Source organism: Pseudomonas tolaasii NCPPB 2192, assembly GCF_002813445.1.
Classification (GTDB): domain Bacteria; phylum Pseudomonadota; class Gammaproteobacteria; order Pseudomonadales; family Pseudomonadaceae; genus Aquipseudomonas; species Aquipseudomonas tolaasii.
Genome location: NZ_PHHD01000001.1, coordinates 4105958 through 4129460, shown reverse-complemented (window position 1 = coordinate 4129460; position 23503 = coordinate 4105958). Strand labels below are relative to the sequence as shown.

At 61.7% G+C, this 23503-nt stretch carries 22 protein-coding genes; 3 read left to right on the top strand and 19 right to left on the bottom strand.

Annotated features, from left to right (window positions below; translation table 11 throughout):
* Positions 1-13: 13 nt before the first annotated feature.
* The 11 genes from ATI14_RS19205 to ATI14_RS19155 form a co-directional block, all read right to left on the bottom strand.
* Positions 14-1975 (bottom strand): type VI secretion system Vgr family protein, encoded by a 1962-nt coding sequence (locus ATI14_RS19205; protein WP_017255989.1) that lies wholly within the window; start codon positions 1973-1975, stop codon positions 14-16.
* Between the two features lie 145 nt (positions 1976-2120).
* Entirely contained in the window at positions 2121-4757 is a 2637-nt protein-coding gene (gene tssH, locus ATI14_RS19200; RefSeq protein WP_016974030.1) for a type VI secretion system ATPase TssH, read from the bottom strand.
* Positions 4750-5769 carry a type VI secretion system baseplate subunit TssG gene (gene tssG / locus ATI14_RS19195; protein ID WP_032807143.1) on the bottom strand — a complete coding sequence of 340 codons (1020 nt, stop codon included), beginning with the start codon at positions 5767-5769 and terminating at the stop codon, positions 4750-4752. Before tssG ends, tssH begins: the two co-directional genes overlap by 8 nt.
* On the bottom strand, positions 5754-7631 hold the full coding sequence (gene tssF, locus ATI14_RS19190) for a type VI secretion system baseplate subunit TssF (RefSeq protein ID WP_016974028.1): 1878 nt from the start codon (positions 7629-7631) through the stop codon (positions 5754-5756). The genes tssG and tssF overlap by 16 nt, the downstream gene beginning before the upstream one ends.
* Positions 7628-8146: a type VI secretion system baseplate subunit TssE gene (tssE, locus tag ATI14_RS19185; RefSeq protein ID WP_016974027.1), complete on the bottom strand. Its 519-nt coding sequence runs from the start codon at positions 8144-8146 to the stop codon at positions 7628-7630. The genes tssF and tssE overlap by 4 nt, the downstream gene beginning before the upstream one ends.
* A gap of 131 nt (positions 8147-8277) precedes the next feature.
* Entirely contained in the window at positions 8278-8760 is a 483-nt protein-coding gene (locus tag ATI14_RS19180) for an Hcp family type VI secretion system effector (RefSeq protein WP_016974026.1), read from the bottom strand.
* Between the two features lie 21 nt (positions 8761-8781).
* Positions 8782-10281 carry a type VI secretion system contractile sheath large subunit gene (gene tssC / locus ATI14_RS19175; protein WP_016974025.1) on the bottom strand — a complete coding sequence of 500 codons (1500 nt, stop codon included), beginning with the start codon at positions 10279-10281 and terminating at the stop codon, positions 8782-8784.
* Between the two features lie 78 nt (positions 10282-10359).
* Positions 10360-10860, bottom strand: coding sequence for a type VI secretion system contractile sheath small subunit (tssB, locus tag ATI14_RS19170; RefSeq protein ID WP_016974024.1), 501 nt, complete (start codon positions 10858-10860; stop codon positions 10360-10362).
* 38 nt (positions 10861-10898) lie between these two features.
* Positions 10899-11942, bottom strand: a complete 1044-nt coding sequence (gene tssA / locus ATI14_RS19165) for a type VI secretion system protein TssA (RefSeq protein ID WP_016974023.1) — start codon at positions 11940-11942, stop codon at positions 10899-10901.
* Positions 11943-12020: 78 nt separating this feature from the next.
* A complete protein-coding gene (locus ATI14_RS19160) occupies positions 12021-13055 on the bottom strand; it encodes a catalase family peroxidase (protein WP_231124369.1) in 1035 nt (344 codons plus the stop codon).
* Between the two features lie 51 nt (positions 13056-13106).
* Positions 13107-14132, bottom strand: a complete 1026-nt coding sequence (locus ATI14_RS19155; RefSeq protein ID WP_231124370.1) for an anti-sigma factor family protein — start codon at positions 14130-14132, stop codon at positions 13107-13109.
* Positions 14133-14519: 387 nt separating this feature from the next.
* On the opposite strand from ATI14_RS19155, the gene ATI14_RS19150 reads away from it, so the two are divergent.
* Complete coding sequence (locus ATI14_RS19150) at positions 14520-15071, top strand: RNA polymerase sigma factor (RefSeq protein WP_016974020.1); 552 nt, start codon at positions 14520-14522, stop codon at positions 15069-15071.
* A 42-nt stretch (positions 15072-15113) separates the two neighbouring features.
* Here the strand turns inward: ATI14_RS19150 and ATI14_RS19145 are convergent, their stop codons facing one another.
* A complete protein-coding gene (locus ATI14_RS19145) occupies positions 15114-16151 on the bottom strand; it encodes an AraC family transcriptional regulator (RefSeq protein WP_016974019.1) in 1038 nt (345 codons plus the stop codon).
* A 203-nt stretch (positions 16152-16354) separates the two neighbouring features.
* Here ATI14_RS19145 and ATI14_RS19140 point away from each other — a divergent pair, with 203 nt between their 5' ends.
* Complete coding sequence (locus tag ATI14_RS19140; protein ID WP_016974018.1) at positions 16355-17296, top strand: SphA family protein; 942 nt, start codon at positions 16355-16357, stop codon at positions 17294-17296.
* A 49-nt stretch (positions 17297-17345) separates the two neighbouring features.
* On the opposite strand, the gene ATI14_RS19135 is transcribed toward ATI14_RS19140, so the two are convergent.
* The 5 genes from ATI14_RS19135 to ATI14_RS19115 form a co-directional block, all read right to left on the bottom strand.
* Entirely contained in the window at positions 17346-18557 is a 1212-nt protein-coding gene (locus ATI14_RS19135; RefSeq protein WP_165448230.1) for a DSD1 family PLP-dependent enzyme, read from the bottom strand.
* 59 nt (positions 18558-18616) lie between these two features.
* Complete coding sequence (locus ATI14_RS19130) at positions 18617-19945, bottom strand: D-arabinono-1,4-lactone oxidase (RefSeq protein ID WP_165448229.1); 1329 nt, start codon at positions 19943-19945, stop codon at positions 18617-18619.
* A gap of 73 nt (positions 19946-20018) precedes the next feature.
* Positions 20019-20369 carry a c-type cytochrome gene (locus ATI14_RS19125; RefSeq protein ID WP_026083330.1) on the bottom strand — a complete coding sequence of 117 codons (351 nt, stop codon included), beginning with the start codon at positions 20367-20369 and terminating at the stop codon, positions 20019-20021.
* A 265-nt stretch (positions 20370-20634) separates the two neighbouring features.
* On the bottom strand, positions 20635-21387 hold the full coding sequence (locus tag ATI14_RS19120; protein ID WP_016974014.1) for an outer membrane beta-barrel protein: 753 nt from the start codon (positions 21385-21387) through the stop codon (positions 20635-20637).
* A gap of 124 nt (positions 21388-21511) precedes the next feature.
* Entirely contained in the window at positions 21512-22345 is an 834-nt protein-coding gene (locus tag ATI14_RS19115; protein WP_016974013.1) for an arylamine N-acetyltransferase family protein, read from the bottom strand.
* A gap of 120 nt (positions 22346-22465) precedes the next feature.
* On the opposite strand from ATI14_RS19115, the gene ATI14_RS19110 reads away from it, so the two are divergent.
* Positions 22466-22702: a DUF6555 family protein gene (locus tag ATI14_RS19110; RefSeq protein ID WP_016974012.1), complete on the top strand. Its 237-nt coding sequence runs from the start codon at positions 22466-22468 to the stop codon at positions 22700-22702.
* 83 nt (positions 22703-22785) lie between these two features.
* On the opposite strand, the gene ATI14_RS31435 is transcribed toward ATI14_RS19110, so the two are convergent.
* On the bottom strand, positions 22786-22962 hold the full coding sequence (locus ATI14_RS31435) for a hypothetical protein (RefSeq protein WP_016974011.1): 177 nt from the start codon (positions 22960-22962) through the stop codon (positions 22786-22788).
* Positions 22963-23027: 65 nt separating this feature from the next.
* Complete coding sequence (locus ATI14_RS19105) at positions 23028-23501, bottom strand: MEKHLA domain-containing protein (RefSeq protein ID WP_016974010.1); 474 nt, start codon at positions 23499-23501, stop codon at positions 23028-23030.
* Positions 23502-23503: the final 2 nt, after the last annotated feature.

The window sequence follows — 23503 nt, the reverse complement described above, 5'->3', positions numbered from 1 at the left end:
GCTCCAGAATGAATTACTTGCCATCGTCGGCCTCCTTGGGCGGCAGCGGCGTGCCGGCGGGTCCGGTGGCGGCCGTCAGGGCCAGGGCTTGCGCTGCCGAGGCGGCTTCGGGCAATGGCAGCGGGATGGTGGAGGCGACGATCATGGCCGGGGTCAAGGTAAGAAACGTCGAGCCGACTTTCAGGGTGATGGTCGCCCCGGCCTCGATCACCACGTTCATGCCGCCCTTGATGTAGGTGTCCATGCCGGCAGTGATGCCGGTCTTCATGCCACCGTTGATGATCATGTTGGCGCCCGCCGCCATCGACACGTCACCGGTGGCTTTCTCGTTGCGGTGGCCGCCCACCGAGGAATGCCGGTCACCGCCAACTTTCTCGCGCAGGTCTTTGTCGACCTTGGAATGGCGGTCGCCACCGACCCAATCCAAAGAATCCTTGAGCACGCGTTGGTCGAGGTTTTTCTGCGCGTGCAGGAACACCTGCTCCGAGCCTTTTTTGTCCTCGAAGCGCAGTTCGTTGTAGCCACCACCGCCCTTGGACGAGTTGCTTTTGATGGTCGAGCGCGTGGCATTTTCCGGCAGTGAATACGGCGGCATGGTGTCGGCGTTGTACACACTGCCGGTGACCAGCGGCTGGTCGGGGTCACCTTCAAGAAAGCTGACCACCACTTCCTGGCCGATGCGCGGGGTGTACAGCGCGCCCCAGCGCTTGCCGGCCCAGCTCTGCGCCACGCGGATCCAGCACGAGCTGTTTTCGTCGCGCTTGCCTTCGCGGTCCCAGTGGAATTGCACCTTGATGCGCCCGTACTTGTCGGTCCAGATTTCCTCGCCCTGCTTGCCCACCACCATGGCGGTCTGCGGGCCTTGCATCAGTGGTTTGCGCGACACGCACGGCGCGCGGAACTGCTGCTGGCGCGACAGCGCGACGAACTCGCAACTCAGTACCGGCGCGGGCTCGGCCGGTGGCGTCGGCTCGTAGGTGTCGGAGGACAACGCGTAACGCGCCTCCAGCAACAGGAACTGCGCGTTCTGCTCGCTGCGCGGGTGTTCGGTCAGGGTCACCAGCGCCCCCGGAAACAGGCCCCGAGCGCGGGTGGCACCGGTGACGCGCTGGGTGCCGGTGTGCAGGGATTCAATCAAGGTGCGCGCGTAGTTTTCACCGTTTTTGCGCTCGGTGTACTTGCCCGGATAGTCGTAGCGCTCATGCCGCGATTGCGGATAGCTGCCGGCCAGGGTGGATTTGGCCAGCAAGTTGGCGCTGGGCTTTTCGAAATCGAAATCCTGCAGGCTGTAGCCGCCCGGTTCCACATCGCCGCCCATGCGCCAGTCGTAGATCACTTCGCTTTCGCGCATGGCGTGGTCTTCGGCGGGCATGAAGCGCACCTGGGCGTAACCCGGCGCCGGTGAGTGGGCGCCGTAGGAATCGGCCAGCACCAGGGTGTGACGCCCGGCAGCACTCTTGAAGTAGTAGTAGATACCCTCCTGTTCCATCAGGCGGCTGACGAAATTGAAATCGCTCTCGCGGTACTGCACGCAGTAAGTCAATGGTTTGTAGCTGCCACTCAGGCCCGAAGTGTCGACGTCGGCGATGCTGTACGGCGCGAACACCTGCTTGAGGATGTCCGGCACGCTCAGCTCCTGGAAGATCCGGCAGTCGCTGGCCAGGGTCAAAAACCACAGCCACGGCCGCAGCACGGCTTTGTAGGTGCAGTAACGCCCCTGCCGCGTGCTGAACGAAAAGTGGCTGACATGCCCGCTGAAATAGCGGCTGCCGCCCTTGGGCAGGTCCACCGCCACCGTCATCTGGGTGGCCAGCAAGTCGTCGATATTCAGGTCGGCGCGCTCACTGTACAGCTCCAGCTGGTATTCGCTGAGCTGCGACAGACCCTCGGTGGCCTGCATGCGCCGAAACAGCAGCACATCGGTGCCGAGCACGCTGGTTACTTGTATTTCGCGGTGCTGTTGAAGAGTCGCCATCGTTGGTGTTCTACCTGCAAGGCAAATGGAAAATGCTGTCCAGGCCGTCCGAGCTACGCGCGATCAGTCCGCTCACCTGGACAGAACAGTCAGGCAAGCGGATTTATTCCACAGGAGGGTTCAGCGACCGCGTGAGGTGACGGTTCTAGGGCGCCTCGAAGCCATAGGTAAACTCGCCGCCCTCAACGCCTACCTGCACCCGCGTCGCCGGTTTCCCCAGCAGCAGGCGGTTGAGAAACTCGGTGCTGATGGCCGGCAGCATCGAGTTGGTCAGGATCGCGTCGATCATCCGCCCGCCGCTTTCCAGCTCGGTGCAACGGCTGGCAATCAGCTGCACCACGTCGTCGCTGTAGGTGAACGGAATTTTGTGGTTGTCTGCGATGCGTTTTTCGATGCGCCCCAGTTGCAGGCGGATGATGCTGCCCAGCATGGCGTCGCTCAGCGGGTAATACGGGATCACCACCAGGCGCCCGAGCAAGGCCGGCGGGAACACTTCCAACAGCGGTTCGCGCAGGGCCTTGGCGATATCGTCCGGCGCGGGCATGGTCTGCGGATCGCGACAAAGGCGGCTGATCAACTGGGTACCGGCGTTGGTGGTGAGCAGGATCAGGGTGTTTTTGAAGTCGATGATCCGGCCTTCGCCGTCCTCCATCCAGCCCTTGTCGAACACCTGGAAAAACAGCTCGTGCACATCCGGGTGAGCCTTCTCCACTTCGTCCAGCAGCACCACGCTGTAAGGCTTGCGCCGCACCGCTTCGGTCAGCACGCCGCCCTCGCCGTAACCCACGTAGCCAGGTGGCGCGCCTTTCAGGGTGGAAACGGTATGGGCTTCCTGGTACTCGCTCATGTTGATGGTGATGACGTTCTGTTCGCCGCCATACAACGACTCGGCCAGCGCCAGGGCGGTCTCGGTCTTGCCCACGCCGGAGGTCCCCGCGAGCATGAACACGCCCACCGGTTTGCCCGGGTTGTCGAGGCCAGCGCGGGAGGTCTGGATACGCCGCGCGATCATTTCCAGCGCGTGGTTCTGGCCGATGATGCGCTGGCCGAGGCGGTCGGCCAGGCGCAGCACGTTTTCGATTTCATTCTTGACCATGCGGCCCACCGGAATGCCGGTCCAGTCCTGTACCACCGAAGCCACGGCCTGTTCATCGACGCTGATCAGCACCAGCGGGTGTTCGCCCTGCTGCACCGCCAATTCGTCCTGCAACTGGCGCAGCTCGACCAACCCGGCCTCGCGGTCGCTGGAATCGGCCAACTGGCTGCGCAGGCGCTGAATCTGCTCCACCAGCGCCAACTCGTTGTCCCAGCGCCCTTCCACGTCGTCCAGGCGCTCACGTTCGGTGCTCAGCAAGGCTTCGACCGAGGCGCGGCGGCTGGCGGTTTCAACGCCAATCGCGGTTTCGCGCTCGATGATCGCCAGTTCGGTTTCCAGGGATTCAATGCGTCGACGGCTGTCGTCCACCTCGGCAGGCGTGGCGTGCAGGCTGATGGCCACGCGCGCACAGGCGGTGTCGATCAGGCTGACCGCCTTGTCCGGCAACTGACGCGCCGGGATGTAGCGATTCGACAAGCGCACCGCCGCTTCCAGCGCGGAATCAAGAATGTGCACCTGATGGTGGTTCTGCATGGTTTCGGCGATGCCGCGCAACATCAGCAAGGCGCGCGCTTCGTCGGGTTCATCAACCTGCACGGTCTGGAAACGCCGGGTCAGCGCAGGGTCTTTTTCGATGTGTTTTTTGTACTCGGCAAAGGTGGTCGCGCCGACGGTGCGCAAGGTGCCACGGGCCAACGCCGGTTTAAGCAGGTTGGCCGCATCGCCGGTGCCGGCTGCACCGCCCGCGCCGACCAGGGTGTGGGTTTCGTCGATAAACAGCACGATGGGTTTGACGCTGGCCTGCACTTCGTCGATCACCGAGCGCAGGCGCTGTTCGAACTCGCCTTTCATGCTCGCACCGGCCTGTAACAGGCCCACGTCGAGCGCGAGCAACTGCACGTCTTTCAGGCTCGGCGGCACGTCGCCACGGGCGATGCGCTGGGCAAAACCTTCGACCACGGCGGTTTTGCCGACGCCCGCCTCACCCACCAGAATCGGGTTGTTCTGGCGGCGGCGCATCAGGATGTCGATGACCTGGCGGATCTCTTCATCACGGCCCACGATGGGGTCCATCTTGCTGCTGCGCGCCTGTTCGGTGAGGTCGACGGTGAAGCGCTTCAAGGCTTCCTGCTTGCCCATCGCCGCCGGCGCCAGGGCACCGGCGTCTTCACCGGGCACCTGGAAGCCGTCACTGGCGCTCATCTGCGCTTCGGGGGAGTCCTTGAGCAACGCGCCGAATTGTTCGCTCAGGTCATCGATGCCGACCTTGTTGAACTCGCGGGACACGCCATACAAACCATTGCGCAGGCTCGGGGTTTTCAGCAGCGCCAACAGCAAGTGCCCGGAACGCACCTGGGACTCGCCGAGCATCAGGGTGGCGTAGACCCAGGCGCGTTCGACCGCCTCTTCCACCTGAGAAGACAGGTCGGTGACCGAGGTCGAGCCACGGGGCAGACGGTCCAGCGCGGCGGTCAGGTCGCGGGCCAGTACCGCCGGGTCGATGCCGTAATGGCGGATCAGCCGCAACAGGTCCGAATCGGTGAGCTGCAGGATTTGCTGCAGCCAATGCACCAGCTCAACGTAGGGGTTGCCGCGCATCTTGCAAAACACGGTACTGCTTTCGATGGCCCGGTAGCACAGGCTGTTGAGTTTGCCGAAAAGCGCGACGCGACTGATATCAGCCATGGGCAGATCCTTGAGAAGAGGTGGAGATTCGCGGATTGATCAGCAGTTGCCGGTCATCCTGCTCGGGAGTTTTGCTGCTCAGCCAACTGGTCCAGCCCAGGGGCGCGGAACCCAGGCGCAGGCCGGGCAATTGTTCTTTTTTGACGATCAGGTTGACGTCCCAGTCCATCGCTAGGCCGACGTATTGGCGCACCCAATCCTGCACGCGTTGCAGGCTGTCGCCGCCGGGCAACAGACGCCGGGTTTGTTCAAGGTCGAGGGGGCCTATCAGCAGGCGGAATTTGTGCTGGGTGTTCCAGACTTTCTTGCCCATCACGGTGGTCTGGCCGAGTACCGCGGCGTCTGGCCCGCTGCGCAGCGCGCACAGACCGTCGGCGGGCAAGGTCATCCAGTGGCCGACAAACTGTTCGACCTGCACCGGTACGCCGAGGTAGTCAGAGAGCAACGCCGCCAGGCCTTCGGCATTGCGCGTCTGCGGCCCGAGGCGCCCGGCGAAGTGCAGCTTGGCCACGTCCGGCACAGCGTTGCGATTGAGCAACGACGGCTGGCCGATGCCGATCAATGAACCCAGGTATTGGGCGAAACGGTCCGCTCCCGGCCGATCAAGGCTCACCGCTGGCTGGGCACTCGCCCAGGCGCGGTAGAACAGGCTGATCATGCGGTGGTGGAACACGTCGCAGAATGCGGCCAGGGTCGGGTCATTCAGGTTGCGCTGGCGGTCACGGATGTATTCGGTGAGGTGAATCGGCAGCGGGCCGTTGGCGCCCATCAGGCCGAAAAAATTCAATAGCAGCTTGGGCGTTACCCCAGGCTTGAGCGCGGCAATCATTGCCGGTTCGAAGGCCAGTGACGGTTGCTGGCCAAAACGCACGGCCTCATCCGCCGGGCGTGCGGCCTGGCCGATGCGTGGCAGTTGCGGGAAGGCGCACTCCAGCTGGCGCAACGCGCCATAGAAGTCGAAGCGCCCCGGGTGCGCTTCAAGCTCGCCCAGCAGGGTCAGAGGATCTCGCATCTGCCCACCCGCGCCGGCCATTGCATGATCACGCCGCGTGCCGTGCTTTTGATCACCGTTTCGGTGAAGGCATTGAGCGATACGTACTTGGCAAAAAACTGCTCCAGTACCGAGCCCAGCACAAATACCCCGGCACCTTCAAAGGCCGACTCATCCAGGGTCACGCCTATTTGCAGGCCGCGCCCGTAGGTGATCGGCCCCGGCAGCGGCAGGCGCCGCACGATGCTCTCGGCGGTGACGGAACGCAGGCCTTCAATCTGTTTATGCGCGGCTTCGTCGTCGATGCGGCAGTACAGGCGCAGCAGATCGCGCAAGGCCGTGGCGCCCTGCTCCTTGTCTTGATCCAGCAGCGACAGATAGTTGAGGGACAAATGGCTGACCAGCCGCCAGGCCGTCTCACCCTCGGCAAACGACGCCGCCGGCACCGTGGGCCCGGCCACGCAGCGCACCGACTGCACCGGCGCGCCGGACTCAACGGTGAAATCGGTACGCCCGCTGCCCACCGGCATGCTCAGCACCAGGTCGCGGTTGCTGCACAGGGTATCGATGCCCAATTGGCGCAGGTCACTGCGGTGCGGCGCTTCCTGGGCGTCCACCAGCGACAGGAACAGCTCGCTGCCGATGTAGCTGGAACGCGGGCCCTGGCGCCGCTGTTGTTCGGAGAGCACCCGCGCATCGCGGCGCACTTGATAAAAGGCTTTGGGCGGCGTGCGCGCGTGCAGGTCATTGGCGCGGTAAAACGATTCAAAGGTCTGGCTGGCCTCGGCACCGCTGCCGTAGCCGGTAACGCCTTCGATCTGGTAGATCTCGTAATCCATCGGCCGCGTGCGGTCGGGGATCACGTGGTATTCCGATTGCTGGTCCGACAGGTGCACGCGCTCGGTGCGCATCGGAAACAGGTTGATCGCGGGCGTACAGTACAACCCGAAATTGGCGGCGCTGAGGCTCTGTTCCAGCATCGGATCGAGCTTCTTGAACAGCACAATTACGTCCAGTTGCTCGGCAGTGCAGCGGCTGACGCTGTTCGCGAGCCCCGCCACGTCGGCGAACATGAAGCGCTGGGGCATGGCGAAGTATTCCTGCAACAGCCGGTAGCCCTGGAACGAACGCGGGCCGCTGGGCAGCAAGGCTTCACTGTCGCTGTAACCCATGCTGCGAATCGCGCTTTTGGGCAGGAACTGGTGCCAGTCGACATGCTCCTGCACTGGCATCACCAACACACCGGCCGTCTGGGCCAGCAGTTGTTCGAGGATGCGCGAAGGCATGACTTCGCCGCCACGAATGTGCAGCGGCAAATTATCCAGCGTCAGGTCACTGAAGGTGAGCCCGGCACCGACGCGCAAGCGCAGCCGCAGTGCCGCCTTCACGCCGCCCAGGCGTGACAGGTCGACCCCGGCCACTTGCGCGCCACAGGCAAAGTAGCGTGCTTCCACCAGTTCCACGGGCCACAGATCGACGTCGTGGGCAGTGCGAAATTCGCACGCGGTCTGGTCGCCCTTACCCAACTGGCTGTGCAACGCGGTGCCACGGGCTACCTTGAACCCGGCGGCCAGGCTGCCTTCGCTCATGTCCGGCTGCAATTGCACCACAGCCATCGAGGGCGTGGGCGCCAGGTATTGCGGGTACACCAGCTCCAGCAAATGGTTGGTAAAGCGCGGGAATTCGGCATCGATTTTCAGCTGCACCCGCGCCGCCAGAAAACTGAAACCCTCCAGCAACCGCTCCACATACGGGTCGGCGCAGGCGTAGGTTTCCAGCCCCAGACGACCGGCGACCTTGGGGTAATCGCGGGCGAACTCGCCGCCGACTTCCCGCAGATGGGCCAGTTCACGTTCGTAATAGCGCAGCAGTTTGGCGTTCACCGCACGTCCCTTGTCTCGATATCAAAAACCTTCGCCTCGCCTGCTTCCAGATCGAGTTCGGTCTTCAGGTACAGGCGCTCGGGCAACGGTTGGCCCCAGAGTTCGCCATGAATTTCAAACGCCATCTGGTTAGGGCTGGCTGCATTGCTGGCGGGTGCAACCGGCACCACGCGCACGCTGTCACGTAAAATCCGCGGTTCGAAATCCCAGATCGCCTGGCGGATGCGCCGCCCCAGCTCTTCACGGTCCAAACCGGCGGCGGTCTTGCCGGCAAGATCCGGCAGACCAAAATTGATGACCGATTGCCCGGCCAGAGGGTGAGCACTGAGGTCACGAAAACTGCCCAGGCTGGTGCTGTTAAGCAGCCACCCCAGATCACGCAACACCGCCTTGCGCAGACCACGCATGGACAGCACGCGCTTGTCACGCGGCTCCACGGCGTGTTCGGTGTCGTCGTCGCTCAGGCGATCGAGCAGCGACGGTTGCAGGCGTTCGCGACTGGTGAGCTCAGCCATAAAATCAGTACTCCATCATGTTGCTGCGAGCGAGCTTTCTGTGGTGATCAGGGCTGTTGTGGCGAGCCCGCTCGCCACAGAAAACCCGGTTGCCAGAACTGCCCCGCCCGCCGCACCAGGCCGAGCCAGAATCAGATCTTCTGGTTCTTTTCCAGGTCCCACTTCTTCGGCGTACCGGTGATCACGGTGTCGCCGGTGAAGGAGTCGTACTCGTAGCTGATGGTGGTGAAGTTGATGGAGAAGGTTTCGCTCGGGCGCTCGCCGTTACTGCTGGCGGAGTAGGAGCTGATGATCGCCTGGCCAAGGATCAGCTTGAGGAACACCTGTTGTTTCTTGTCCGGGCCGCCGGTCTGGATGAAGTGGATCTCGGCATCGCCCAGGCTTTTGCCGCACACGGCTTGCATGAACAGGTCAGCCGACGCCAGGTCGGTGGCCTTGGTCATGGAAATTTCCGAGAACGACGGGTTGCTGGTGTCGCGGTCGGTACCGCCGCCGCTGATGGAGATGGCGCGGCCGACGCCCATCTGGATCGCGTCGATGGTGATCCAGTCCTTGTGCGCGTCGACAGTGGAAGTGCCCTTGATTTGGGTGCCTTTGAAGTTCAGCAGGATCATGGTCGTTACCTTTCAGGTTGATCAGTTGGATTTGGTGGACGGCAGCTTGGAGACCAGACGCAGGGACACGGTCAGGCCTTCGAGCTGGTAGTGCGGGCGCAGGAAGAACTTGGCGCCGTAATAGCCGGGGTTACCTTCGATTTCTTCAACCACCACTTCGGCGCCGGCCAGCGGTTTGCGCGCCTTGTCGGCGTCGGTGGCCGTGGCCGGGTTGTGTTCCACGTAGCGGCCGATCCAGTTGTTGAGCCACACCTGCATGTCGTCGCGCTCTTTGAACGAGCCGATCTTGTCGCGCACGATGCACTTCAAGTAGTGGGCGAAACGGCAGGTGGCGAACAGGTACGGCAGGCGCGCGGCCAGGTTGGCGTTGGCGGTGGCGTCCGGGTCGTCGTACTCGGCCGGTTTGTGCATCGATTGCGCACCGATGAACGCGGCAATGTCGCTGTTCTTTTTATGCACCAGTGGCATGAAACCGTTCTTCGCCAGCTCGGCTTCGCGGCGGTCGCTGATGGCGATTTCGGTCGGGCAAGTCATGTCCACACCGCCGTCGTCCGTCGGGAAGGTGTGCACCGGCAAACCTTCCACCACACCGCCGGACTCGATGCCGCGAATCTGCGAGCACCAGCCGTAGTGTTTGAACGAACGGTTGATGTTCACAGCCATGGCGTAGGCAGCGTTGGCCCAGGTGAAATCCCTGGCACCGGCGGCGTCGGTGGTTTCTTCGAAGTCGAACTCTTCCACCGGGTTGGTCTTGGCGCCGTAAGGTGCGCGGGACAGGAAGCGCGGCATGGCCAGGCCCACGTAACGCGAGTCTTCACTGGCGCGGAAGCTGCGCCAGGCGGCGTGTTCCGGGGTCTGGAAAATCTTGGTCAGGTCACGCGGGTTGGCCAGTTCCTGCCACGACTCCATCAGCATCACGCTCGGGTCGGCGGCGGTGATCAGCGGGCAGTGGGCGGCGGCGCTGACGCGGGCCATCTGGGTCAGCAGCTCCACATCCGGCGCGCTGTTGTTGAAGTAGTAATCGGCCACGAACGCGCCGTATGGCTCGCCGCCGAACTGGCCATATTCCTCTTCATACAGCTTCTTGAAGATCGGGCTCTGGTCCCACGCCACACCCTTGAACTTGCGCAGCGTCTTGTGCACCTCGTTCTTGGAGATGTTCATCACGCGGATTTTCAGGGTCTCGTCGGTCTCGGTGTTGTTGACCAGGTAATGCAGGCCGCGCCAGGCGCTTTCAACGCCCTGGAATTCCTCGTGGTGCAGGATGTGGTTGACCTGTTCGGTGAGCTTCTGGTCGAGGGCCGCGATCAGGCCTTCGATGGTGCCCAGCACGTCATTGGGCATCAGGTTGGTGCCGTGCAGCGCTTGTTCCGCCAGGGTGCGCACTGCCGTTTCCACCGCCTCTTTGGCCTTGTCGGTCTTGGGCTTGAACTCTTTTTGCAACAGGCTGGCGAAGTCGCCGGCGTCAAAATCCGTGGCGGGGGCAAGCTGCCCTGGCTGTTCAGATTGGGTCGTGGACATGAAGGCATCCTCAAATTTTGGGCAAAGCGTCCCCGTACCGGGGCAAACGGGGCACCGGCGGCGTTAACGGTTATTCAGTTATTCGGTTGGCTTGGGAGCCGAGCTCAAGGCTTGCATCACGGTCGGGTCCGCCAGCAGCTTGGCCAGCAACTCCTCGGCGCCGACCTTGCCGTCCATGTAGGTCAGCAGGTTGGACAATTGGCTGCGTGCGGTGAGCAACTGGTTAAGGCTTGGCACCTTGCTGGCGATGGCGGCCGGGGTAAAGTCGTCCATCGATTCAAAGGTGATTTCCACCGGCAGGTTGCCTTCACCGGTCAGGGTGTTGGGCACCTGGAACGCCACGCGCGGCTTCATCGACTTGAGGCGCTCGTCGAAGTTGTCGATATCGACTTCCAGGAACTTGCGCTCGGCCACCGGCGGCAACGGCTCGGCAGGTTTGCCGGAAAGGTCCGAAAACACGCCCATCACGAAGGGCAATTGCACGGTTTTTTCCGCGCCGTAGATTTCCACGTCGTATTCGATCTGCACGCGTGGCGCCCGGTTGCGAGCGATGAACTTCTGACTGCTTTCTTTGGCCACAGGAAAAGCTCCAGTGAGTGGGGTTGATACAAAAAGGGTCAGTCGTCGCTGTTGCGAATACCGCTGACCAGCGCCAGTTGCGCGAGACCATCAGGGGCGAGGTCTTGCAGCAATTCCATGAAATTCTTGTCGATCAGCTTCTTCGCGCGCTGCAGCAGAATCGGTACCGGGCTGGCAGGCTCGAAGGTCTGGAAATAGGTGCACAGGCGGTCGATGGTCTGACGCGCGTCTTCGCGGCTGTTGATCTCGCCGCGCAGGGCCTGTGGAGCAGCGACAGCAGCAGCGGTTGCTATGGGCGCGGCGACCGCCGCGACGTCGACAGGGGCCTCGCCAGGCAGGCGACGACGGATAACGTCACCGGCACGGCGCAGCACAGTCGCCAGGCCGCTGAGGTCGATGGCGCGACCGACACCGACCTTTTCAGTCAGCAGTTGCTCAATCCGGACGCTCAGGTCCAACGCCTGCGTCAGCGCCGCGTCGGTGGCCGCCAGCTCCAGTGGGTCGGCTTCGATAAACGCGCCTTCGATCATTGCCAGGCTGACGTTTTCGCCCTCCCCGCTTTGCTCGCCACTGGCCAGTTCGAACTGACGCAGGGTCACGGCGCCCAGGTTGCGAGCGCTGACCAGGGGCGCGTCGAGCACGTCTCGCAGCACGCCGGCAGGCTCACAGAGAAACGCCAGGATGTTAATGCGCAGCAGCGGGTCGTTGTCGTCGTCAGGATCCAGCTGAGGGTGCAGGCCATCCCAGCAGTGTTCCAGCAGGGCTTGAACCAGTTCGAGCCCGGCCGCCAGACCCGCGATGCCGTTCAGGTTGAGCTGGGCGCGGGTCAGCCAGATGGCCAGGCGCAGGTCACGGCTGCGTTCCAGCAGAGGCTGCGCAAGGACCATCACGCGCTTCCAGTTCGGCTCGACGGCCTGGGTGATGGTGTCGCCGTATTGCACCTCGGGTTTACCGAGGGCTTCCTCTTCCAGCTCAAGAAACTGCGGGTCGTACTCAAGGTTCTGGCCACATGCGTCGGCCTCGCCCAAAGGCTGGGCCAGCGCGGTGAAATCCAGTGTTTGAGCTTCGGTGGGCAGGCCCATCGTACTTCCCTCGTTCAAGTTGTTCTGGGAATAGAACAAGCGAGGGAAATGATTTATTCCGCGTGACGGGAAAAATTCTTAATGGGCGTTCTCTTCCTCGACGCGCCGCCGATGGGATTCGGCATACGCGGCCTCGCGCGCCATGAGCAACGGGTCATCCGACGGCCCGATGCCGTCGGGCAGTTCCAGCGGGTTGAAATCCACATCGCGGCACAGCCCTTCGACCTGGGATTGCTGGTCGTCGATGACCAGCGTGCCGGCGTTGATCTGCCGCCGTCCTTCAGGCCAGCGCACGGTGGCGTCGGTGGTCACGTCGCCGGGGTTGGCCAACGTGATGATCAGGTGCCAGCGCACCGGCCCCTGCTCAAGCTGCTTGGAGAAACCATAGGCGAGGAAATCCGGGTCGCGGGATTGGCCGCTTGTCATCGGTTTGTAAGGTGTCTCAGGCACCATGCTCCAGCGCACGAAGCGCACCCGACCCTGGGCGTCAGTCATGCGAAAAGCATTCACGCTGTAGAACGTGGAGTTGTCGAAACCTGACGCTTCCGGATGCTCCGCCAGCCAGGTCTCAAACGAACGCATTTCAGGGTGGGCAGTTTTGAAGGCCTGCATTTTTTGCGGATCAGGACCGCTGCCGCCGTACTCGGGCATCGAGGCACGCAACTGCTCATACAGGCCTTCGGGCGTATTCACCGGGAACACCGGCACGGAATTCATCGCCATGTACCAGGTTTCGCCATCGGCGGCGGCCATGCGCAGGGCCATGCTGCGGATCATGCCATGCACGTCGGCCTGGGACGGGTCGCCACCGGCCGCCGACAAGCGGCCGATCAACGGCACGCTGCCAGGCTGTAACAGGGACGCGCGGGAAATTTCTGCCGCATTGCCGTTGCTTTCAAAACGGCCGCTGATGCAATGACCTTTGGCATGGTTGCGACGAAAGCCGGGATGCGCACCACCGGCCACCGCTTCCATCTCATCGACGATTTGCGCGGCAGTGGGCGAAGGCGAATAAAAGGACGGCAACAGCCAGGCACCGAGGCCTGTGACAACCACAGCAGCGAGGGCAAGAGGCAGGTAATGACGTTTTTTCAGCAAGAAGTTTTTTTTCATCTAGCTATCTGGGATCACGACATTGGGAACCAATGCCCGACCCCAGCATGGTCATTTCTGGATGGCGGCGATCCACATCGGTGCGGGCACGGCAGCGAACAGCTGGGCAGCACTTCGGTCGGCGACAAGTCGGGCAACGGCGTTGAGGTCTACACCTTCGGGCTCGCCGATAAGGGCGTAGCCCAGTTCAGACTGGCGCCAGGTTACTACGTTCATTTGCGCGACGCTTTGTTGTGCAATGGACTGATCCGGCTTGGGCTCTTTCATCACGCACAATGCAACCGGCGCGCCATTGGCCGGCAGGTACACCAGCTGGATCAACGCCTTGTTGTTGAACCGCAGCCGCTGCACGCGCTTGAAGGTCAGGCCGGCGGAACTCAGGTCCGGGACGCGCAGCGCCAAACCGTCTACCTGGCGGATATCGGCCAGGGTCTGGGTCACGGCATCTGCGGGCTGGGCGCCGTAAGCCACGGTTTCACGGGTATAGAGATGCTGATACGCAGCAGCCTGTTGAACCCAGGGAGAGGTCTGGGCAACGGCTGGAGCGGCAGCATCGAAGCCCGGTTTAAGGGCACCGCTGAACGCACCAATTTGAAGCACGAGGGCATAGCAGGCTGCACCCGCAACGAACGTCAGGGCCGGCCATGCAAATTTAGGCTGGAGGAAGGCGAACAGGCGCGAGAAAACGCTGTCTTCTTTACCGGAAGAGTTCACACCGCTCGTCGGAACAGTCCCCACAGGCGCTTGGGCAGCCGAATGCTGAGCCGCCAACGCTGCAATATTGAGCTTCAGGCTCTCGGGCACCGGTGGCAGGTTCTGGCGGGCAAATGCTTCCTCGTAAGGCAGGCAGGAAGCCATCAACCGAGAGACTCGCTCAGCCAGATCCGGCGAGGCGTCTATGAGCCGCTCAAGCTCCTGGTTCTGTTGCGACGAAAGCTCGCCGTCAACATAGGCCATTAGCAAGGCATCATCCGCTACCATGGGGTTATCTCTCCGTTTGTATTCATCAATTTCTGCTGTGTGATTCCGGCCTTGTGGGCCGAAGCGGCGAGTCAGCGGGTAGCGACAAGCCATCATATTGACATCACCGTTGCCGTGGCAACAGGGCAAAAGAACTTTAAAGCAACCTGGAAACACTCGGTGACACGTGCAAATACTCTAAGAGAACACCCTGGAATTGAAAATATTCCCAGCGCCGAATAAATCTTATATGTTTCACCATGTATCGGGGGAAATTTCCTGACACAGCTGTCAGTATTATTGGCCTGTTACCTGCATAAGCTGTCAATAACCTTTCAAAATCGATCCAAATTGATACAATTTGTCAGCATCTTGATACAATTCATTTAGACCAAGGGACCCTCAGCACCGCAAAAAGGACGCCGCGACACAGGCATCCGCTACGGTATCGACCTCGTAGCCTGACCGCACCATTTTAGGCATCAAGAAATAAAAAGAGGAAATATGTCGATCACCGGTGCTGACTTACCCGCACTGCTTCCAGAACTGCTGCCACGCCTGTGGGCATTCGCGTTGCGCATTTCCGGCGACAAGCACGATGCCGAAGACCTGGTTCAGCTCGCCTGCGTGCGCGCACTGGAACGCTCCCATCAGTTGCAGCCCGATACGTCGGTGCTGAGCTGGATGTTTTCCATCGTCCATTCCACCTGGATCAACGAACTGCGCTCGCGCAAAGTGCGCAGTCGTTCGCGCATGGACTGGAACGATGAATTCCTGGAAACCGTCAGCGACCCCGAGGCGCCCAACCCGGAGTCCGACCTGATGCACCGGCAAATCATCGAAGCCGTGGAGAAGCTTCCCGACGGCCAGCGCGAAGTCATGCTGCTGGTGGGCGTGGAGCGCTTCAGCTACAAGGAGGCGGCCGAAATGCTCGACCTGCCGATCGGCACGGTCATGAGCCGGCTGTCCCGTGCGCGTCAGGCGATCGGCGCGCTTTTTGATTCGCCGAAAAGCAAACCTTTGCGCGCTCGACCGCAAAGTTCGTCTGCTTCCTGAAACCGCTCTAGACCGGCGTCCTGAACGGGACCACTCTACGGACTACGCCAGCCCTCCCCCCTCACCGCGAAACGCACTGGGGCTTACCCCCGTCCAGCGTTTGAATGCGCGTCGGAAACTGCGTACATCGCTGTAGCCGACTTCCTCGGTGATGCGTTCGATGGACAGCCCTGGATTGCCTAGCAACCCCATGGTTCGCGCGCGCCGCACCTGCTCCAACAAGGCTTCGAAGGTCAGGCCGTGCTCGGTCAGACGCCGGCGCAGGGTGCGGCCACTCATGTTCAGGTCGCCGGCGACCTTCTCCAGTTGGCTGCCCTGCAAGTCCCGCGAGATGGCGCGTTCCACGGCCTGGATCAAGTCCATCTTCTGATGCAACTGCGCGCTCTCCAGCTCCAGCAGGTCCAGCGCCTGGCGCAACGCCAACGGGTGATGGTTGGGCAGGCGCGTGTCCAGCCAGTGTGGCGCCAGCACCATGCGGTTATGCAGGCAGCCAAAACGCACGTCTTCGCCGAACAGACGCTGGTAATCGCCAACGTAAGAGGGCGCCGCGTGTACGAACTCCACCCGCTGCGGGTGAAAATCCGCCCCCACCAGTGCCCGGCCATACACCATCAGGCTGGCGAAGAACTCTTCAGCGGCAAACACCTGCACATCTGCGTACGGCAGCAGGCATTCGACGTCGACACACACGTGCTGCGCGGTTTCATAGGTTCGGGTGGTGGCGATGCCGCCGGAGGTGTGTTGATGCCGCTCGCCGATGGCAAAGGCATCGCGCAGGGTCTTGCACAGGGAAATCACATGCCCGAGCAAGCCCAGGGTGCCCAATACGTTCTGATGGCCTACCCACAGGCCCAGGCCCTGATCGGGCAAGGCTTTGAGCGCGCGCTGAATCATGGCCACGGCCTGGCGGTAGGAAATGCGCTGCGAGGGGTCGTCCAGGTCGGCGAGGGTAAAGCCCAGCCCACGGCACAGAGCCTCGGCACTGGCGCCCTTCTGTGCCACCACTTGCCCCAGGGTTTGCAACAGGAATGGCGACACCAGCGCCAGTTCGAACTGCGGGTCAACGGCTTTCCTTTGCATGGATCACGGGTTCCTGACTGAGTACTTCAGTTCTTGTTTTAGAAACATTCTGACAATCATAGGCGCTTGCAAGAGTCGCTGCACCCTGAGTGAAACCTGTCCGGCAAAGCCCCCCTATCTGGCCGCCAAAACCCTGCCCCGCCGGCTTCCCAGGGCTTATTTCTATGGCCAGCAGTGCCCTAACAATAATAATGAGGCCAGACATGAACCCCACTCGTGCACTTCTTGCGTCGCAACTCGCGTTGTTGAGCCTGATCAGCCTGCAGGCGCTGGCCACCGAAGGCGGCGTCGACAACATCGGCCCCGGTACCGATGGCTTCTATATTTTGCCCCTGGACGTGAACAACCTGCCGGACCACATGTTCGCCTTCAATCTGTATTACAACCACTACGAAGCGCGCAAATTGAACATCAGTTCCCTGGGCGGCAAAGTGCCGGACGTGCGCATCAAATCCGACGCGATCATTCCGCGTCTGGACTACCTGAGCCCGGTGCGCATCTTCGGCGGGCGCCTGGGCGGTTACGTGGCTCAGCCTTATCTCAAACAACAGGTGTCGCTGTTCGGCACGTCCGACACCCGCGAAAGCATGGGCGACACCACCCTGGCGCCGATCATTCTGTGGGACATGGGCCCGACGCTGACCCTCGCCGCCGCCGTGGAAATCACCCTGCCCACCGGCGAATACGACGCCACGCGCCTGGCCAACACCAGCAACAATTTCTACACCTACAAACCGCTGGTGTCGGCGACCTGGATGCCCAATGAGCGCACCGAGTTGTCGATCAAGACCACTTACAGTTTCAACGAAGAAAACCACGACACCGACTACCGCTCCGGGCAGATTTTCCACTTCGATTATTCAGCCAGCTACAAGGTGACCGACAACCTCAGCCTGGGGGTCAACGGCTACTACCTCAAGCAAACCACCGACGACAAGCAGTACGGGCGCACTGTGGTGAACATCTACGGCGAAGACGTGAATGACGGCGTGCGCGGGCAAGTGTTCGCCATCGGCCCGGCGGTGTATTTCACCTTCCTCAAATACGCCAGCGCCGAGGTGCGCTGGGCCAAGGAGTTTGATGTGAAGAACCGGCCGGAGGGTGACATGGTGTGGGCCAAGCTCACCATTCCGTTTGCCCTGTAACCCTGACCGACCCTCTGTGGGAGCCAGCTCCCACAGAGGGTCGCGTCATTCAGTTGTTATAGACAGGCCAGGTCTCGACGATTTTGCCGCCGCGAACGGCCAGCAGGTCCCCGAACTGCAGCAACACGAACTCGCTCTGGGTTGGCCGCAAGAACACCTGATCCTCGATATTCAAACCCACCGCTGCCGAACCGTTGACCATTTCCTGGTTGGAACTGCGCCCGTACAGGTCATTGCTTTGCAGCCCCTGGGGCGACTCGAATTCAGCCATCCAGTTACCGCCGTAAATAAAGTACGTCTGACGCTGATTCGGGTCCCACCACGAAAATATCCGCGACTTGCCGTCCAGCGCCGGAATATTCACCGCGCCTGTGCTTTTCAATACCGGCGTGGCAATAAATGCCGCCGGCACATGTTCACTGAGGGACGGCAGATCGTAATGGGTGGGCTTGAGCAACGCCGTGCCCACCGACACTTCCGTGCTGAGGGTTTCCTGCTCATGAATGCGATAACTGGGGCTGCCCGCGGTGTTCAGCGTCAACCCCTCACGCCATAACCCGGCAAATTGCTGGCGGGTGAAATCCACAAAACCGTTGTAGCGCTGCATCACCTGTTCAAACAGCGCCTGGGGCGAACCGAGAATGCCCGGCACGCCCATGCCCACGAAAGGGTCGTAACCCATGAACCCGGCAAACGCCAGGTGCTGCGGGTTGGCCTTGATCAGTGAGAGCATTTGCCCCAGCGCGGCGTTGTCGCTGATGCCGCCGCGATGCAGCCCCACGTCCAGTTCGATATTGACCCGCAATGGCGTGCCCAACCCTTGGGCCAGCGCCAGGTACTGCTGCAAACGCTCGGGCGTATCGAGCAGCCACTGCAACTGCCGCGAAGGGTCGAATGTGCCCTGGTGCGTCTGGTAAAACAGCTGCGCCGAGCGCACCGGCAGGGGCTTGCCGATCAGGATGTCGGCCTCGGGAAACACCTGCGCGTCATGATTCAAAAACGGCTGATGAAACGACATCAACCGCTGCGTGCCAGCACGCTTGGCGATATACGCGAGCAGCCCCGGCGACGGCAGCGACTTTTCCACCAGGCGCAAGTGTTTGCCGCCGCGCTGCACCGACTGGGTGACCACATCAATGTTGTGATCCAGGCGGTCCAGATCGATCAGCATCACCGGGCGCATCGGGCCGTGGGCTTTAAGCTCGGCATTCAATGCGCGGAAATACTCGGTGTACGGGCCGCCGTGATCACTCGGACGCAGTAGCCAGGCGCCGGCCGCCAACACGGCGCCGGTGCCCAACACGAAATGTCGACGGTTCATCAGGCCACTCCCAGAATGGATGACAGGTGGGCATTGAGGAATTTCCCACGCGGGTCCAGCTCGCGGCGCACGCGGGCAAATTCGTCCCAGCGCGGGTACAACGGCTGCAAGGTGCGCGCATTCAGGGTGTGCAACTTGCCCCAGTGCGGGCGCCCGGCGTACTTCCAGAAAATCGGCTCCACAGCGGCAAAAAAATTGTGATGGTCCATGGCGTAGTGCTGGTGCACCGAGATCGAACAACTGTCGCGGCCCTCAAACATGCTCAGCGGAATGTCATCGGCCTTGACGTAGCGGTACTCGATGGGAAACCAGGTGCGCAGGTCCTTGTCGGTGATCAGCTTGAGGATCTCCCGCAGACACGCCGGGCCATGTTCGGCGGGCACCGAGTATTCCATCTCATTGAATCGCACATTGCGCACATTGGCGTAGACCTGGAACGACTCGGCCACGCGGTCTTCGAAACCGGCAAAAAAGCGCAGGCTATTGAGCAAGGTGCGACGGGTGTCGGGGAAGTCGCTGGTGTACTTGTCGAGTTTTTCGATGATCGTCACGAACGCGTTGCCACCGGCCTCGGCCGGGTCAATCGGCGGCGTTTCCGGGTCGCTGGTTTCGTTGAGGGCGATGGACAGTGCGTAGTCGGAATGGGTGACGACGAGCATTTCCCAATGCTGGTTTTCCCGGGTGTTTTTTTCGACGTCTTCCAAAAGCTCTTCAGTCCTGGCGATCCACTGGCGTTCACGCAGGCGGTACGGCGCCCGGTTCTGCGAACGGATTTGGGTGGCCACGCCCAGCGCGCCGAGCGATACACGGGCGGCGCTGAACACCTCGGGATGGCGCGAGGCGTCGCAGTCCAGCACCTCGCCCCCGGCCGTGACCAATTGCAGGCCCGTCACGCAGCCCGAATACGAGGTAAAGCCCACGCCGGTGCCGTGGGTGGAGGTAGAAATGGCGCCGGCGAGGGTCTGGTAATCGATGTCCGCCATGTTCGGCAACGCCTGCCCTACGGCCTTGAGCGCCGGCCCCATGCGCGACATCGGCGTGCCGGCGGCGAAGGTGGCTTGCAGGGTCGCCGGGTCGTGGTCGAGCAAACCGTTGAAGAAACTCAATGACAGCAAGGTGCCGTCAGTCGGCACCAGCGCGCTGAACGAATGCGCCGAGCCGACCGGGCGCACCTGCCCCGGCGCCTGGCGGATGACCTGCACCAACTCGTCCAGGTCCTTGGGCGCCAGGCGCGCCATCGGCAGGCAAGTCTGCGCCCCCGACCAGTTGCGCCACGGGATCAGCCTTGGCGCGCGCGCCAGTTGGGCCAGCACCGGGTTACTCGTCACCGCCAGAAAAGCCCCGGCCAGGCCTGAGCGTTGCAACAATTGCCGCCGTGAAAGCGCCATCCACCACCTCTGCTTATTGTTGGAGTTCTACACCGGCCATGAAGCTGATCAGCGCCAGAAACTGCGCCTCGGTGCACTGCATGCACAAGCCCATCGGCGGCATGCCGTTGTAGCCGTTGATACTGTGGTCCAGCAGGGTGTCGGCGCCCTGGGCCACGCGTGGGCGCCAGGCCGCGTGGTCACCGCTCAGCGGCGCGCCAGACGCTGGGTTGGCATGACACAGCTTGCAACTGGTGTCATAGACCTGGGCCAGCGCCGGGTCAGCAGGCATGCCCGTAGCGGCGTGGTCGGAGTTTTTTTTCGGGGAGTCGTCACAGGCCGTGAGCAGGCCCAATACCACGAGCGATAGCAGGATGCGGCGCATGGCCACCCTCTCTTCTTGTGATGTGGAAAGCTGGGTCCACACTAAGACAGCGGCGGCGCCGCGTTGAGGGTTTTGGGGGACACAAAGGGGGCTTGGGCGGACACCCGCCACAATGCCCCCATGTGACCAGCAGACTTGTGTGATGAGCAGGCTTTTGTGAAGGGCAGGCCTGTGTGATGAGCGGGCTTGTTGTGGCAAGCCCGCTCGCCACAACAAGCCAGCTCAACACAGCAAGCCCGCTCGCCACAAATGGGCTCATACTGTGTTAGAAGGCAATACCCACTTTGAAACCATACTCGTCACGCTTGAGCTTGGTGTTGTCGGCCACGTAGGAGTCGTCGTCGAGCTTGTACTCGGTACGCGTGTAATACAGGCCTGCCATCACCGGCAAGTCGCCTTTCTGGTTCATCAGCAGGCTGACTTCGGCGTAGGGGTTGGTGCGGTCCTTGAGGTCCACGGTGTCGCTGCCGATGCCGTCCACCTTGAGTTTGGTGCGGCCATCGATGGTGCGGCGGGCGCCGGCCTCGACGCGCAGGGTCATGTCGTCGAACTGGTGGTTGTAACCCAGGGCAGCCTTGGCGAAGGGCGATTTGTTGGTGAGTTTGACGTCGTAGTCGTTGGTGTCCGGCTCGTAGCGCGTCCAGCTGTAGCCGCCGCCGACGATCACGTCGACAAAGTTGCGGGCATCCAGTGCGGCGCGCCAGCCCAGGTCGATATCGGCCTGGCCTTCCTTGAGTTTGTTGTCGTTTTTCTTGCCGAACTTGGCTTCGACGCCCGCCTGGTAGATAAAGCCCGACTCAGCGGTGAGCTTGTTGCCGAAGTTGTAGAACAGCCCGGCTTCGGGCATGTGGTCCTTGTCGCTTTCGCTACCGCCTTCAAACTTGAAGTCGTTGTAGCTGCCCAGCAGCCCGAACGTGGAAATCGGTGCGGTGGACGGCGCGGCGAACGCCAGGGTCGGTGCAGCCACCAGGGCCAGCAGCGAGGAATGCTTGAGGAATTTTCCGAATAGCTTGGACATCGTTTTACATCTCCTTGTCTGGTGAGCAAATTATTCAGGAATCGCTTCGAACCCCGGCTCGCGCCAAAGGTTCGAATTAATTTGCACCGATTTGGAGAAAAAACGGTTCAGCGAAGGCTCTATCTCAAGGTTCCTGCGAGTTAGCTACTACAAGGCCATCAAGTGTTTCGCGAAGTTGCGGATGCGCCGGCAAGCGAATACCGAAGGTGGCCTGCAGCAGGGTCAGCAGTTCATCGACGCTTTGAATCGAACGTTTTTCACTGGGTCGGTCCAGTGAGTGCACGGCATAGTTGGCGTTGTTCAGCGTATGGCGTTTGCCCGGCGCCAGCAGCGCCGCCTTCAGTTGGCCGACAAAGGGTGAAGCCGGATGCGTGGAGACGTACCAGTTGCCGATTTCATAATCGATATCCGCCTGCGGCTGCAGGTCGAACACATACAGGCCGCGCCACTCCTCACCCACCTGGGCCCACAGGGTGTAGGCGCCGTCGCTGAAGGTCAGCCGATAAGGTTCGTGGGCGGTGGCCTGGGTTGCATCGCTGTCCAGTTGCAGCGGGCTGCTCGGCACCATGCCGCCAAAGCCGACGTCGGTGATATAGCGCACGCCGTCCAGCGTCACCAGGCTTAACCGGTGCGTGCGCCCGGTCCGCACGTCCACAGGCCCGCCCATCACCACCCAGCCGGTCAGGCCGCGTGCTTCAAAGCCCAACTCCTGCAACAGGGTCAGGAACAGGTAGTTCAATTCGAAACAATACCCGCCGCGCCCGTCGAACAGCACTTTTTGCTCGATGCTCGGCAAATCGATGGGCACGGGTGAGTGCAGCAAAGTCGACAGGCTCTCGAAGGCGAAGGTGCACACATGACGCAATTGCAGCGCCTGCAGCGTTTGCAGGGTCGGTGGTGGCGGCGAATCGTAGCCCAGGCGTTGCAGGTAGAGCTGGCTATGAGTCAGGCGAGGCATGGCGCGGTCCTCTGGCACGGGGCAAAAGCGTCACTATGCCGCGCGTGCGCAGGATTTGTCATTTTGAATGAACCTTTTGGAGCGCCAACCTATCCATCTATAACAAGACAGGGAGGCAACATGAGTACCGCAAAAATCTACACCATCCACTATCAACTGCACGGTCAACCAAAATCCTTTGTGGTGCGCGCCGAAGTGATGAACAACGCCGAGGCCTGGCACTGGGCGGCAGTGGATGCCGACATTGCCCATGTCAGCCGAATCGGCCGCGTGGGTCACGAACAAGTGAAAAAAACCACCCGGCCCTGGGCGGAAAAATTTGGCATTACCGAGGTCACCTGGGTCGCGCCCAAGTAAACAAAAGCCCCGCTCAACGGCGGGGCTCGGTTCATCCCTTCAAGTCGCCCAACACCTCGTCGGGCGGCTTTTTTTTGCATGCTTCACAAGGGGCGGGCCTTGTCGTGCAGGTTTTCCAGATCTTCCTCGACCCGCTCCACGTCGCTTTCCTGACGCTCCGCCGGGTCGTTGGGGCGTAACGCATCGTTGTCACGCTCCTCTTCGCCGGGTGTGCGGTCAGGATTCGGGGTGCCGGGCGGCGGCTGCGTATGTTCACTCATGATGGTTCACCTCAGTGGGTCTACACAGCGTTAGAGAAACCGCCACGGGCCATCGTTCAAACTGATTACGTCAACACGCCGATGCGCTGTCCATCCGGCCAGAACAGCGCCGCCTGCCCACAGGCCTTGCCGGCGTCATCCAGCAAGGTCCATACCTCGACCGCATGGATCAGGAACGGCTGGCCGTGCGCATCCACCCGCCAGCCGCTCTCGGCCCTGGCAATGCCATCGGCGCTGACTTGCTCCAGCAGTACCTGACGCTCGGCACGCTCAAGCTGCGAAGCACTGAAACGCGACGGCATGCCGATAAAGGTCTCGGGCGGGTATTTGAAACACTGCATCGTGCGCTCGTTGCCGTAGGTAAAACGCGGGTCGACGGCGCCGTCGTGGGCCAGCAGGGTGTAGGGCGCCTCGTTGTGCAGCCAGGCCAGACGCTGTTGCGGGGTCAGGTGCTCAGGGGCCGGCAGTCCCTGGCCGGTCCAGTGGCGATACGCCTTATCCAGCAGTTGCACGAAATCTTCTTCAAGGGACACAAACAACC

Excerpts from the sequence above, each read along its gene's own strand:
- ATI14_RS31435 (WP_016974011.1), bottom strand. The coding sequence starts at position 22,962 with ATGAGTGAACATACGCAGCCGCCGCCCGGCACCCCGAATCCTGACCGC.
- ATI14_RS19160 (WP_231124369.1), bottom strand. The coding sequence starts at position 13,055 with ATGAAAAAAAACTTCTTGCTGAAAAAACGTCATTACCTGCCTCTTGCC.
- ATI14_RS19140 (WP_016974018.1), top strand. The coding sequence starts at position 16,355 with ATGAACCCCACTCGTGCACTTCTTGCGTCGCAACTCGCGTTGTTGAGC.
- ATI14_RS19120 (WP_016974014.1), bottom strand. The coding sequence starts at position 21,387 with ATGTCCAAGCTATTCGGAAAATTCCTCAAGCATTCCTCGCTGCTGGCC.
- tssG (WP_032807143.1), bottom strand. The coding sequence starts at position 5,769 with ATGCGAGATCCTCTGACCCTGCTGGGCGAGCTTGAAGCGCACCCGGGG.
- tssA (WP_016974023.1), bottom strand. The coding sequence starts at position 11,942 with ATGGGCCTGCCCACCGAAGCTCAAACACTGGATTTCACCGCGCTGGCC.
- ATI14_RS19110 (WP_016974012.1), top strand. The coding sequence starts at position 22,466 with ATGAGTACCGCAAAAATCTACACCATCCACTATCAACTGCACGGTCAA.
- tssC (WP_016974025.1), bottom strand. The coding sequence starts at position 10,281 with ATGTCCACGACCCAATCTGAACAGCCAGGGCAGCTTGCCCCCGCCACG.
- tssH (WP_016974030.1), bottom strand. The coding sequence starts at position 4,757 with ATGGCTGATATCAGTCGCGTCGCGCTTTTCGGCAAACTCAACAGCCTG.
- ATI14_RS19155 (WP_231124370.1), bottom strand. The coding sequence starts at position 14,132 with ATGATGGCTTGTCGCTACCCGCTGACTCGCCGCTTCGGCCCACAAGGC.
- ATI14_RS19145 (WP_016974019.1), bottom strand. The coding sequence starts at position 16,151 with ATGCAAAGGAAAGCCGTTGACCCGCAGTTCGAACTGGCGCTGGTGTCG.
- ATI14_RS19125 (WP_026083330.1), bottom strand. The coding sequence starts at position 20,369 with ATGCGCCGCATCCTGCTATCGCTCGTGGTATTGGGCCTGCTCACGGCC.
- ATI14_RS19115 (WP_016974013.1), bottom strand. The coding sequence starts at position 22,345 with ATGCCTCGCCTGACTCATAGCCAGCTCTACCTGCAACGCCTGGGCTAC.
- ATI14_RS19205 (WP_017255989.1), bottom strand. The coding sequence starts at position 1,975 with ATGGCGACTCTTCAACAGCACCGCGAAATACAAGTAACCAGCGTGCTC.
- ATI14_RS19150 (WP_016974020.1), top strand. The coding sequence starts at position 14,520 with ATGTCGATCACCGGTGCTGACTTACCCGCACTGCTTCCAGAACTGCTG.
- tssE (WP_016974027.1), bottom strand. The coding sequence starts at position 8,146 with ATGGCTGAGCTCACCAGTCGCGAACGCCTGCAACCGTCGCTGCTCGAT.
- ATI14_RS19180 (WP_016974026.1), bottom strand. The coding sequence starts at position 8,760 with ATGATCCTGCTGAACTTCAAAGGCACCCAAATCAAGGGCACTTCCACT.